We start from the raw sequence: 12,564 nt of genomic DNA on the forward strand, positions 1-12,564 counted from the left end.
TGTCACAGCTCACGCACCTTCTGCCGGCGGACGATCTGGATGAAGAACGGCGCCCCGATCAGGGCCGTCACGATGCCGACCTCGATGTCGGAGGGGCGCGCCACCACGCGGCCGACGACGTCGGCGGCGGTGAGCAGCGCCGCGCCGGTGAGGGCGGAGAGCGGCAGCAGCCAGCGGTGGTCGACGCCGGCGAGCAGCCGGCACGCGTGCGGGACGATCAGCCCGACGAACGCGATCGGCCCGGCCACGGCCGTGGCGGAGCCGCAGAGCACGACGGCGCCGAGCGCGGCGATCCCGCGGATGAGGGCCACGCGCTCGCCGAGCCCGGCGGCGATCTCGTCGCCGAGGGCGAGCGAGTTCAGGGAGCGCGCGCACAGCAGGCAGATGGCGCATCCGGCGGCGAGGAACGGCAGCACCTGCCCGATGCGCTCGTAGGACGCGCCGCCGACCCCGCCGATCTGCCAGAGCCGGAAGCCGCCGGCGATGTCGTTGCGCGGCAGGACGACGGCGCTGACCAGGGACGCGAAGGCCGCCGAGGTCGCGGCCCCGGCGAGCGCGAGCTTGAACGGCGTGGCCCCGCCGCGGCCGAGGGACCCGACGGTGTAGACGAACACGGCCGAGGCGGCGGCGCCCGCCATCGCGACCCAGATGTACCCGGTCGGGGACGTGAGCCCGAAGAACGCGACGGCGGTGACGACGGCCAGCGACGCGCCCATGTTGACGCCGAGGATCCCGGGGTCGGCGAGCGGGTTGCGGGTGACGCCCTGCATGACGCAGCCGGACAGGCCGAGCGCGGCGCCGATCGCCACCGCGAGCAGCGTGCGCGGGATCCGCTTGGCGACCGCCGCCTCTTCGAGGGTGCCGTCGGCGCCGCCGAGCGCGGCCCACACGTCCGACCAGGCGACGTCGCGCGACCCGAACGCGACGGAGACCACCATGAGCACGGCCAGCACCAGCACCGTGACCAGCAGCCACAGCAGGCGGACGCGGGCCGGACGCCGCACGAGGGCGGCGTCCGGCGCGCGGTCGGCGGCGACCGCCGTCACGTGACCTTGCCGGCGGCGTCGGCGAGCGCCTTCACGTAGTCCTCCAGGACCCACGAGATCGCCAGCGGGGTCGGGTTCGCGGCCGTGCCGAGCGGCTTGGTCTCGGGCAGCAGGTAGACCGAGCCGCGCTCGACGGCGGGGATCTTCGACAGCAGCGGGTCGCCGCTGATCTTCTTCAGCAGCTTGTCGTCGCCGTAGCCCACGATGATGTCGACGTCGTCGAACACGTCGATCTGCTCGGCGCTGCGGGTCAGGACGAACTTGTCGGTGCCCTTGGACGCCTCGGCGATGCTGCCCGGGATCGTCAGCCCGAGGTCGGTGAAGAACTGGGTGCGGGTGTCGTGCGTCGTGTAGAAGCCGATCTGGCTCACGTCGTTGGGGTCGACGTGCGTCATGAACATGACCGACTTGCCCTTGAGCGCCGGATGCTTCGCGACGGCCGCCGTGACGTCGCCCTCGATGTCCGCGATGAGCTTCTCGCCCTCGTCGGCGAGCCCGATGGCCTTGCTGTTGATGCGGATGATCTCGCGCCACGGGGTGGCCCAGGGTGCGTCGGGGTAGGCGACGACCGGGGCGATCTGGCTGAGGGTGTCGTAGTCCTGCTCGGTCAGGCCCGAGTAGCCGGCGAGGATGACGTCCGGCTTGGTGTCGGCGACGGCCTCGAAGTCGATGCCGTCGTTCTCGTCGAACAGGACGGGCGTCTTGGCGCCCAGTTCCGTCAGCCGCTTCTCGACCCAGGGCAGGACGCCGTCGCCGTTGTCGTCGCCGAAGTTCGCGGCGGCCATGCCGACCGGGACGACGCCGAGGGCCAGCGGCACCTCGTGGTTGGCCCAGTTGACCGTGGCCACCCGCTTCGGCTTCGCCGTGATGGTGGCGGTGCCGAGCGCGTGCTCGATCGTCACCGGGAACGCGCCCGACGAGCCGCCGCCCGCCTTCGCCTCCTCGGTCTCGGACGAGTCGCCGCATGCCATGAGACCGCCGAGCAGGACGGCCAGCACGGCGATGGCCCGGAGGCCATGGGGACGTTTCACTTCGTACTCCACTGTCAGAAATCCGCTGGTGCCGGGCCTCGCACGACCGGATCGCGGCTCTGCGTCCGTGGAGCGGTGCACCGTACTGCTAAGGCGAGCCTTGCTTAGGTAAGGCTTGCCTTGGTTGGACTGTAAGAGGAAGCGCCGCCGCGTTGCAATCGCGCGTTTGGGACGTCCGCAATCGAGATCGGGACAATCGGGCTAAATTGCCCGCACTCGGAACGCGCCGGGCGTCAGTCCCGTCGCCCGCCGGAACGCCACCCCGAACGCGCTGGCCGACCGGTAGCCGACCTCCTCGGCGACGGCGTCGATCTCCCACCCGCGGCCGAGCAGCGCGACGGCGTGCTGGGCGCGGACCGCCGCGACCCACCGCGCGAAGCTGGTGCCCGTCTCGGCGTTGAAGGCGCGGGTGATCGTGCGCGGGCTCACGCCGAGTGCGGACGCCCAGTCCGCGAGCGTCCGCTGGTCGCCCGGGTCGGCGCGGACCGCGTCCGCGATCGGCCGCAGCAGCGCGGAGGCGGGCATGTGCACGAGCAGTTCGCGCGGGGACGGGGTGAGCACGTCGAGCACCATGGCCTCGGTCACCGTCCGCGAGCCGGACGGCAGCCCCGGGTCGGCGAGCCGCTCCAGCAGCAGCCGGAGCAGCGGCGTGATCTCCACGGCGACCGGCGCCGCGGAGATCGAGGACGTCGTGCCGAAGCCGAAGAACCCGGCACGGCACCGGGTGCCGGCGGTCGCCGAGCCGGAGTGCAGGGTGCCGGCGGGCATCCACAGGCCGAGCGCGGGCGTGATCGTCCAGACCCGCGACCCGACGACGGCGGTCGACGCGCCGCGCTCATTCCAGAGCAGTTCGTGGAAGGGGTGGGAGTGCTCGTTCCAGGTGGTGTCGCGGGCGAAGTCCTCGCGCCAGTTCGTGATCGCGAACGGCATCTCGACCGGGCCCGCCGCGAGCGCGGGCAGCGTGCGGGTCTCCCTGTCCATGGAGCGTGCGGGCCTCGTTCCCTCTCTTCGGTAAGGCTTACCTTATAGTTCGGGCCATGCCCCCTACTGAGACGCGCACCTCCGAAATGCGCACCGTGCGGAGCGAGGCCGAGCTGCGCGAGATCGTCCAGGAGCCGTCCCAGGCCATCTGGGACAAGGACATCGGCCGGATCGACGCGCACGCGCGCACGCTCATCGCGCACTCGCCGTTCGTGCTGGTCGCGACCTCGACCCCGGACGGGAGCTGCGACGTCTCCCCCAAGGGCGACCCGGCCGGTTCGGTGCTCGTGCTGGACGACCACCGGCTGGCGATCGCCGACCGGCCCGGCAACCACCGGGTCGACGGCTTCCGCAACGTCCTGCGCAACCCGCACGTCGGACTGCTCTTCCTCGTGCCGGGGATGAACGAGACGCTGCGGGTGAACGGCCGCGCCACGCTCGTCTCGGACGCGCCGTTCTTCGACGACCTGGCCGTCCAGGGCAAGCGGCCGCGGCTGGCGCTGCTCGTCGAGGTCGAGGAGCTGTACCTGCACTGCGCGAAGGCCCTGCTGCGCTCGTCCCTGTGGCGGCCCGAGACCTGGCCGGACCGCGGCGCCCTGCCCACGGCGGGCCGGGTCTTCAAGGACCACATCGGCATCAAGCAGTTCTCCGCCGAGCAGATCGACGAGGACCTCGACCGGGACGCCGAGAACAACCGCTACTGAGCGGCCGCCACCGAGCCCCGGTCAGATCTCGAGTTCGCGGCCGAGCCGGTGCAGCCGCAGGGCCAGCTGCACTTCGAGCGTGTGGTCCGGGCTGCTCCAGTCGACGCCGAGGAGGCGCTTCACGCGGTCGAGGCGCTGGGTGACGGTGTTCGGGTGGATGTGCAGCCGCTTCGCGCTGGCGACGAGGCTCTGCCCGGTCGCGAAGTAAGTCTCGAGGGTCTCCATCAGCATGGTCGACCGCTGCTCGTCGTGCCGGATGACCGGGCCCAGCGTCCGCAGCACGTACCGGGTCGCGGACGCGCCGTCACCGAGGAGCAGCCCGGCGTACCCGAGGTCGTCGGCGGTGGCGGAGGCGCCCTCCCGGTCGAGCCGGAGCAGCGCCTGCGCGCAGGCCAGCGCCTCGGCGTAGGCGGCGGGCAGGTCGGCCGGGTCGTCCACGGGACCGGCCGCGCCGACGGTGACCGGCGACCGCAGCCGCACGGTCATCGACCGGGACACCTGCCGGCCGGTCAGCGACGGGTCGTCGGACGGGATGACCAGGACCGCGCGGCCGTCCCGCACCGTGCTCAGGCCGTCGCGGGCGGCGGCGAGGTCGGACGCCACGGAGGCCAGGCCCCGCCGCTTCTCCGCGCGGATGTGCGCGACGACCACGGCATGCCGCTTCTGCGGCTGGTAGCCGATCCGCAGCGCGCGCTCGGCGAGCGAGGAGTACGTGCGGGCGTCGGGGGTGAGGAGGTCGTCCAGCAGCTCGCCGCGCACCCTGGCCTCCGCGGCGGCGAGGTTGCGGCCGAACAGCTGGAGCAGGGAGGCGACGACGGCGGCCCGTTCGAGCAGGCGCCGGTCCAGGTCGCCGACCCCGGCGGACGCGGCCGGCGGCGCCCAGACCAGGGTGCCGAGGTTCTCGCTGCCGGCGACGAGGTCGGTCGCCCAGTACGTCCCGCCGGGCTCGCGGCCGGCGCCGGCGTCCGCCGCGGCGCCGTTCGCCGCGGCGGCCATGCCCTTCAGGACGTCCCCGGGCGCCCCCGGCGTCCACGCGACGGCGGTCTGGAACTCGTCGAAGATGGCGAGCACGCCGCCGAGCCGGTCACCGGTGGCGGACACGACCTCCTGCACGCCGCCGCCGCGGAGCACGATGTCCATGCTCTGGTCGTGCGCCGCGACGGCACGCTCCTCCTCGACCGTGCGCCGCCGCAGCGCCTCGTTCGCCTGCCGCAGCGTGGCGAGCGCCTGGTCCTGGCGGTGCCGCAGCCGCGCCTGGTCCAGCGCGGACGCGGCGAGGGCGGCGAACGAGCCGAGCAGGGCGATGGCGTCGTGGGAGAACGGGCCCGGCGTCCGGTTCGAGGCGAACAGCACCCCGAGGACCTTTCCGCTGCGCAGCGGCACGCCGACGATCGACACCTGCCGCTCCGCGCGGACCGAGGCGTCCACGGCGGGGTCGTGCGCGAGCCGCTCGTCGCTGAAGTAGTCGGGCGTCGAGAACGGCGTGCCGGTGGCGGCGACCCGGCCCCCGATGCCGACGCCGAACGGGATCCGGACGTCCTTCCAGGCCGAGGACGTCGCGCCGACCATCACCCTCATCCGGGTCGCGCGGCCCTCGTCGTCGTTCAGGCTCAGGTAGGCCATGTCGCAGCCGAGCAGCCGCTGCGCCCGGCTCACGATCAGGGTCAGGACCGTCTCGGGGTCGCCGCGGTCCTCCGCGAGCTCCTTCGCGCACTCGACCAGCGCCCGCTGCTGCTCCTGGCGGGTGCGCTGCTTCTCCAGCGTGTCGCGCAGCCGGAGGGCGAGCGTGTGCTCGGCCTGCAGCTCCTCCAGCTCGGCCGGCGAGGCGGCGTTCGCCGCCAGGCCGCGCAGGACGTCGTCGTAGTGCGGCAGCGGTGCCCCGTCGACCAGGAGCCGGAGATAGCCGCGCCCGTTCCCACCGTTCACGCTGTTCACACCACCGTCGGCCCTTCTCCATCGTGAGCCTTCTATAGTGAGTAAGCGCATAGTCATCGCTGCGGGCGCCCCTGTCAAGGCGCCGATAGCATGCCCCCGGACCGGAAGGAGGCGAGGATCGCGGATGGCCAGACGGCAGGCCCGGTTCACCGCGCAGGACCTGGCGGACGATCCCCGGCTGCACGACCACTCCCCCGCCCTCTGGCGGGAGGACCTCGGCGCGGTGCAGCGCGGCCTGCTGACCTCGGCGGTGCGCTGCTTCGCCGCGAACGGCTTCCACGCCACGACCACCCGTGACATCGCCGAGGGCGTGGGACTGAGCCCGGCGGCCCTCTACGTCCACTTCCCGTCGAAGGAACTGGTCCTCTACGAGATCATCCGGGTCGGCCACGAGCGGGTCCTGGAGCACCTCCGGATGCCGTCCATCATGACGCTGGAGGGTGCGGCGGACCGGCTGCGCGCCATCGTCACGGCGTACACCGCGTGGCACGCCCGCCACCACGTGGCCGCGCGCGTCTGCCAGCTGGAGCTGACCGGCCTCTCGGCCGAGCACTACGCCGAGATCGTCGAGGTGCGCCGCCGGACCAACGCGTTCTTCCGCGAGGCGGTCGCGCGAGGAGTCGCCGACGGGTCGTTCGCGCAGGTCGACGTCAACCGGGTCACGCGGGCGATGCTGTCGCTGAGCATCGACCTCGTCCGCTGGTACCGGCTCGACGGCCCCGACTCCCCGGAGCTGCTCGGCGACTTCTACGCCGACCTCGCGCTGAAGCTGGTCGCCCCGGCGCCGGCCCCGGCCCCGGCCGGCGAGTAGCCCGGCTCACCGTGACCGAACCGGCGCGAACCCGGCCGGCGCTCCTGACTATGCGCTTAGTTAGGGCTACGATGTCCGGATCGGAGACCATGCCCGCCGCGGTGCTGGAGGTTCCATGCACGGTCTGATGCAGGACCGGCCTCTCGACGTCTCGATGCTCATGCGCCGCGTCGAGCGGCTGTTCGCCCACAAGCGGGTCGTCACCGCGACGGCGGGCGGCGAGGTCACCGCGACCTGGCGGGAGGTCGCCGCGCGTGCGCGCCGGCTCGCCGCCGCGCTCGACCTGCTCGGCGTCCCGCGCCACGCCCGCGTGGGGACGTTCGGCTGGAACTCGCAGCGCCATGTCGAGCTGTACCTGGCGGTGCCGAGCGGCGGCCGCGTGCTGCACACCCTCAACCACCGGCTGTTCGCGGACGAGCTGGCCTACATCCTCACCGACGCCGAGGACGACGTCCTGTTCGTCGACCGCTCCCTCATCGCGACGGTGTGGCCGCTGATGGAACGGGTCCCGGCCGTGCGCCACATCGTGGTCATGGACGACGGCGGCGAGGACGAACCGCCCGACGACCCCCGGGTCATCGACTACGAGGCGCTGCTCGCGCGGGCCCCGTCCCCCGCGTCCCCCGTCCGGGTGGACGAGAACGACGCCGCGAGCCTCTGCTACACCTCGGGCACGACCGGCCGCCCGAAGGGCGTGCTGTACAGCCACCGGTCGATCGTCCTGCACGCGCTGATGCTCCTCGGCGCGGACAACTTCGCCATCAGCGAGCGCGACGTCGTGATGCCGATCGTGCCGATGTTCCACGTGAACGCGTGGGGGCTGCCCTACGCCGCGATGCTCGCCGGCGCCGACCTCGTCCTGCCCGGTCCGGCGATGGCCCCGGCGGCGCTCGCCCGCCAGATGGCGCGGCACCGGGTGACGTTCACGGCCGGGGTCCCGGCGATCTGGCGCTCGGTCCTGCCGCTGCTCGGCGATGTCGACGTCTCGGCGCTGCGCATGGTCCTGTCGGGCGGCAGCCCGGTGCCGGACGCGCTGGCGCGGGCGTGGCACGAGGCCGCCGGCGTCCCGCTCACCAGTTCGTGGGGCATGACCGAGACCAGCCCGGTGGTGGCGGTGTCCCGGCTCGGGACCGTGCACGACGGGCTCGGCCTCGACGACCGGCGCGCGGTCCTCGCCACCCCCGGCCCGTCCCTCCCGCTCACCGAACTGCGGCTCGTGGACGACGACGGGAACACCGTGGAGCACGACGGCGCGACCCCCGGCGAGCTGCAGGCGGCCGGGCCCACCATCGCGTCCCGCTACTTCGGCGCCGACCCCGGCGAGGCGGGGTTCACCGAGGACGGCTGGCTGCGCACCGGCGACGTCGCGACCATCGACCGGTACGGCCACGTCCGCATCGTCGACCGCACCAAGGACCTCGTGAAGTCCGGCGGCGAGTGGATCTCCTCCGGCGTCCTGGAGAACGAGATCATGGCCCATCCGGGCGTGGTCGAGGCGGCGGTCATCGGCGTGCCGGACGACCGGTGGGGCGAGCGCCCGCTCGCCTGCGTCGTGCTCGCCCCCGGAGGCCGCCTCGACGAGGCGGGCCTGCGCGCGCACCTGACCGGGCGCGTCGCCTCCTGGTGGATCCCCGAGCGGATCTGGATCCTGCCCGAGATCCCGAAGACGGCGACCGGCAAGTTCTCCAAGGTGGCCCTCCGGGAGCGCTTCGCCGCGCACGTCGATGGCGGCATCGCGCCGTGACCGATTACGGTCGACCATCCACCACTCCTGGGAGGGCATCATGGCGGCGACGGCGAGCACGGTGATCAGCGGCTTCCGCTTCCTGGAGGCGCCGCGCTGGCGTGACGGGCGCGTCTGGGTCTCCGACTTCTACACCCACGAGGTGGTCTCGGCGCGGGAGGACGGGTCCGATCTCCGCGTCGAGGCCGAGGTCCCCGGGCAGCCGTCCGGGCTCGGCTGGCTGCCGGACGGCCGGCTGCTCGTCGTCTCCATGCGCGACCGGAAGATCCTGCGCCGGGAGCGGGACGGCTCGCTCGCCGTCCACGCCGACCTGGGCGAGCATGCGACCGGCCACCTCAACGACATGGTGGTCGACGCCGGGGGGCGGGCCTATGTGGGCAACTTCGGGTTCGACCTGATGGCCGGCGCGCCGCTGGAGCCGGCCGCCCTGCACCGGGTCGATCCGGACGGGGCGGTCACCGAGGTGGCGTCCGGCCTCTGGTTCCCCAACGGGAGCGCGATCACCGCCGATGGCGTCCTGCTGGTGAACGAGACGTTCGGCGACCGGGTCACCGCGTTCGACGTGACCGGCGACGGCCGGCTCGTGAACCGGCGGGTGTGGGCCGAGTTCGGCCCGCTGCCGGCGGAGCGGTCGATCGAGCGGATCCTGGCCGGGGTGTCGGTCGCCGCCGACGGCGGCTGCCTGGACGCCGAGGGCGGCTGGTGGCTCGCCGACGCCCTGGGCGGCCGGGTGGTCCGGGTCGTCGAGGGCGTCGGCATCACCGACGAGGTCGGTCTCGGGACCGGCGTCTACGCCTGCGGGCTCGGCGGCTCCGACGGCCGGACGCTCTTCGCCTGCACCGCGCCCGACTTCGACGAGACCGCCCGCAAGTCCGCCAGGGAGGGCGAGCTGGTCGCGGTCCCGGTCACCGTCCCCGCGGCCTGACCCTCGCCGGGCCGGACGGCCCGCCGCCGAGCGGTCAGGAGGTGGCGGGCCGTCCCCCAGATGCCCCGGCGGAACAGCAGCACGATCACGATGAAGATCGACCCGGTGACGATGCCCGTCTCCTGGAACCCGGCGGTCGCCAGGTAGTCCTGGAGCTGGACGACCAGGGCCGCGCCGATGGCCCCGCCCCACAGCGTGCCGATGCCGCCGAGGATCACCATCATCACGGCCTGCCCGGAGGTCGTCCAGTAGACGCCTTCGAGGGAGGCGAAGCCGTGGCCGATGGCGAACACGCCGCCGGCCAGCCCGGACAGCCCCGCCGACAGGACGAAGGCCAGGAGCTTGTACCGGTCGACGGGGTAGCCGAGCGCGCGGGCGCGGGCCGGGTTGTCGCGGATCGACACCAGCACCCGGCCGAACGGCGAGCGGACGATCCGCCAGGCGGCGAACAGCCCGGCCAGCACGAACGGCAGGCCCGCGTAGTAGAAGTAGAACGGCTCGGACAGGTCGAGGCCGAACAGCTCGCGCGGGATGCCCTGCAGGCCGTTCTCGCCGCCCGTCGCGTCCCGCCACTGGTTGGCGATGAAGTACACCATCTGCGCGAAGGCCAGGGTGACCATCGCGAAGTAGATGCCGGTCAGCCGGACCGACAGGTAGCCGATCGGCAGCGCGAGCAGCGCCGCGAACGCCGCGCCGCCGAGGATCGCGACCGGGAACGGCAGGCCGCTGTGCAGCGCGATCAGCCCGGTGCAGTACGCCGACCCGCCCCAGAAGGCGGCGTGCCCGAACGACAGGAGCCCGGTGAAGCCGAGCAGCAGGTCGACGGCGGCGGCGAACAGCGCCCAGCAGGCGATGTCCATCGCGACCGGCGGGTAGACCATCCAGGGCAGGGCGAGGGCGGCGACGAGCCCGATCGCGAGGAGCAGCGGCCCGCTCCGGCCGGAGCGGGCCAGCCTGGACAGGATCACCGGAACGCCTCCTCGCGTCCGAACAGGCCGGCGGGTCGCCACAGCAGGACGGCGGCCATGAGGATGAACACCAGGGTCTGGGACAGCGACGGGATGTACAGGTTGCCCAGCGCCGACACCACGCCCACCGCGAAGCCCGCGGCGACCGAGCCGAACACCGACCCGAGCCCGCCGATCACCACGACCGCGAAGACGGTGATGATGAGGTCGGAGCCCATCAGCGGGTTGACGGCCCGCATCGGCGCGGCCAGCACCCCGGCGAGGGCGGCGAGCGCGATGCCGAATCCGAACACCGGGGTCACCCACCGGCCGACGTCGATGCCGAGCGCCCGGGTCAGCTCCGGGCGCTCGGTCGAAGCCCGGACGATCATGCCGACGCGGGTGCGGGTGAGGACCAGCCACACCGCGGCGCACACCACCGCCGAGACCGCCAGCACGAACACCTGGTAGGCGGGATAGGTGAACAGGCCCAGGTCGAACGTCCGGTCCAGCTGCGACGGCCGGGGGTAGGGCTGGGAGTTCACCCCGTACTGCCGCTTCACCAGGTCCTGCAGGATCAGCGCCAGGCCGAAGGTGAACAGGAAGTTGTAGAGCGGATCCAGCGGCGCGAGCCGCCGGATGAACAGCCGCTCCAGGACGATCCCGGCGGCGCCGAGCAGCGGCGGCACCAGCACCAGCGCCAGCCAGAAGTTCAGGCCGAACGAGTCGAGCGCGATGAAGGCGCCGAACGCGCCGAGCATGTAGAAGGCGCCGTGCGCGAGGTTGACCACGCCGAGCATCCCGAAGATGACGGACAGGCCGAGGGCGAGCAGGGCGTAGAACGCCCCGCCCACCAGCCCGTTGAACGCCTGCTGGAGCACGCCCGCCGCCTACAGGGTGCAGGCCGGGTCGGGCTGCGGCTGGAACGCCTCCGCCGCCGGGATGGTCTTCAGGACCTTGACGTAGTCCCAGTCCTCCTTGACCTCGCTCGCGGGCTTCACCTGCCCCAGGTACGCGTCGTGCAGCAGCAGGTGGTCCTTCGCGCGGATGGTGGCGTTACGGGCGAAGACGTCGTTGAACGTGTAGCCCTCCAGCTGCTTCACCACGTCGTCGGACTTGTCCGTGCCGCCGCGCTGCACCGCCTCCAGGTACTGCAGGGCCGCCGAGTAGTTGCCCGCCATGTTGGCCGTGGGGCGCTGCCCGGCCTTCGCCTGGAACTTGTCGGACCAGGCGCGGGCCGTGGGGTCGAGGTTCCAGTACCACATGTCGGTGTAGCGGGTCCCGGCCAGGGCGTCCGCGCCGAGCGAGTGGATGTCGGTGATGACCAGCAGCCCGACCGCCAGGCCCACGCCCTTGTCCTTGAGCTTGTACTCGTTGTACTGCTTCACCAGGTTGATCAGGTCACCGCCGGCGTGCATGGTCCCGATGACCTGCGGTTTGGGATCGAGGCCGGGCGCCTTCAGCAGGAACGTGGAGAAGTTGTCGTTGGGGAACGGCGTCGGGTCGGTCTTGACGACGGTGCCGCCGGCCTCCTTGATCGCCGCGCTGAAGGTCTTCTGCATGTCCTGCCCGAACGCGTAGTCCGGGTAGATGATGTACCAGCTCTTCGCGCCGTCCTTGGTCACCTCGGCCCCGGTGCCGTGCGCCAGCATGTAGCTGTTGTAGCCGTAGTGGAAGGTGTACTTGTTGCACTGCTTGCCTTCCATCTCGGTGCTCGCGGCGCCGACGTCGATGAACACCTTCTTCTTGTTCTTGGCGATGGTCGCGACGGCGAACGCGGCGGACGAGGTGGGAACGTCCAGGATCACGTCGGCGTGCTGCCGGTCGTAGAGCTCCTGCGCCTTGGAGTTGGCGATCTCCGGCTTGTTCTGGTGGTCGGCCGACAGCACCTCGATGTTCTTGCTGACCGCCTTGTCGCCGTACTTGGCCTTGAAGTCGGCGACGGCCATCTTGACGGCCTCGACGGTCTTGCGGCCGGAGGTGTCGGCGTAGATGCCCGACTGGTCGTTCAGCACCGCCAGGACGATCTTGTCATTGCTGACCTTGCCTCCGCCGCCGCCCGGCCCGCCCCCGCACGCGGCCAGCAGCAGCCCTGCGGCGACCAGGCCACCGCTCCACCCCATCGTTCTCATTCCGGCGTCTCCTTCGGTCTCCACGGTTCGGTTCCACGGGCTCGGCCCCGTGGCGGTGCGCGGCGGTCAGATGCCGAGGTACTCGAGCAGCTCGTGCTCGCGTTCGCGGACCTGGTCGTTGTCCAGCGCGTCGACGATCCGGCCCTCGGCGAGCAGGTAGTGGCGGTCGGCGACGGTCGCCGCGAAGTGCACGTTCTGCTCGATGAGCAGGACGGTCACCCCGGCCGCCTTGACCTCGCGGAGGATCGCGCCGATCTGCTGGACGATCAGCGGCGACAGGCCCTCGGTCGGCTCGTCGCACAGCAGCA

At 72.3% G+C, this 12,564-nt stretch carries 10 protein-coding genes and 2 pseudogenes; 4 read left to right on the plus strand and 8 right to left on the minus strand.

The features are described from left to right. Positions 1-2: 2 nt before the first annotated feature. The 3 genes from E1284_RS31730 to E1284_RS31740 form a co-directional block, all read right to left on the minus strand. Entirely contained in the window at positions 3-1,046 is a 1,044-nt protein-coding gene (locus tag E1284_RS31730) for a FecCD family ABC transporter permease (protein WP_131943844.1), read from the minus strand. Beyond that, on the minus strand, positions 1,043-2,077 hold the full coding sequence (locus E1284_RS31735; RefSeq protein ID WP_243714866.1) for an iron-siderophore ABC transporter substrate-binding protein: 1,035 nt from the start codon (positions 2,075-2,077) through the stop codon (positions 1,043-1,045). The genes E1284_RS31730 and E1284_RS31735 overlap by 4 nt, the downstream gene beginning before the upstream one ends. 201 nt (positions 2,078-2,278) lie before the next feature. Then, entirely contained in the window at positions 2,279-3,058 is a 780-nt protein-coding gene (locus tag E1284_RS31740; RefSeq protein ID WP_131943845.1) for a helix-turn-helix transcriptional regulator, read from the minus strand. Positions 3,059-3,114: 56 nt separating this feature from the next. On the opposite strand from E1284_RS31740, the gene E1284_RS31745 reads away from it, so the two are divergent. Beyond that, positions 3,115-3,762: a pyridoxamine 5'-phosphate oxidase family protein gene (locus tag E1284_RS31745; RefSeq protein ID WP_243714867.1), complete on the plus strand. Its 648-nt coding sequence runs from the start codon at positions 3,115-3,117 to the stop codon at positions 3,760-3,762. Positions 3,763-3,783: 21 nt separating this feature from the next. On the opposite strand, the gene E1284_RS31750 is transcribed toward E1284_RS31745, so the two are convergent. Then, entirely contained in the window at positions 3,784-5,688 is a 1,905-nt protein-coding gene (locus E1284_RS31750) for a helix-turn-helix domain-containing protein (protein ID WP_165965506.1), read from the minus strand. A gap of 133 nt (positions 5,689-5,821) precedes the next feature. On the opposite strand from E1284_RS31750, the gene E1284_RS31755 reads away from it, so the two are divergent. From E1284_RS31755 to E1284_RS43330, 3 genes are all read left to right on the plus strand, one after another. Beyond that, positions 5,822-6,508, plus strand: coding sequence for a TetR/AcrR family transcriptional regulator (locus E1284_RS31755; protein WP_131943847.1), 687 nt, complete (start codon positions 5,822-5,824; stop codon positions 6,506-6,508). A gap of 115 nt (positions 6,509-6,623) precedes the next feature. Continuing rightward, positions 6,624-8,252, plus strand: a complete 1,629-nt coding sequence (locus E1284_RS31760) for a long-chain fatty acid--CoA ligase (RefSeq protein ID WP_131943848.1) — start codon at positions 6,624-6,626, stop codon at positions 8,250-8,252. A gap of 40 nt (positions 8,253-8,292) precedes the next feature. Beyond that, a complete protein-coding gene (locus tag E1284_RS43330) occupies positions 8,293-9,177 on the plus strand; it encodes an SMP-30/gluconolactonase/LRE family protein (RefSeq protein ID WP_131943849.1) in 885 nt (294 codons plus the stop codon). 95 nt (positions 9,178-9,272) lie between these two features. On the opposite strand, the pseudogene E1284_RS43335 reads toward E1284_RS43330, so the two are convergent. The 4 genes and pseudogenes from E1284_RS43335 to E1284_RS31785 form a co-directional block, all read right to left on the minus strand. Continuing rightward, a pseudogene (locus tag E1284_RS43335) lies at positions 9,273-10,058 on the minus strand (branched-chain amino acid ABC transporter permease); the annotation flags it as partial. 83 nt (positions 10,059-10,141) lie between these two features. Beyond that, positions 10,142-11,005: a branched-chain amino acid ABC transporter permease gene (locus E1284_RS31775; protein WP_131943850.1), complete on the minus strand. Its 864-nt coding sequence runs from the start codon at positions 11,003-11,005 to the stop codon at positions 10,142-10,144. 9 nt (positions 11,006-11,014) lie between these two features. After that, positions 11,015-12,256, minus strand: coding sequence for an ABC transporter substrate-binding protein (locus tag E1284_RS31780; RefSeq protein WP_207924063.1), 1,242 nt, complete (start codon positions 12,254-12,256; stop codon positions 11,015-11,017). A 66-nt stretch (positions 12,257-12,322) separates the two neighbouring features. Further along, positions 12,323-12,564, minus strand: a pseudogene (locus tag E1284_RS31785) (ABC transporter ATP-binding protein); the annotation flags it as partial.

The sequence above is a fragment of the Actinomadura bangladeshensis genome (assembly GCF_004348335.1).
Taxonomy (GTDB): Bacteria; Actinomycetota; Actinomycetes; order Streptosporangiales; family Streptosporangiaceae; genus Spirillospora; species Spirillospora bangladeshensis.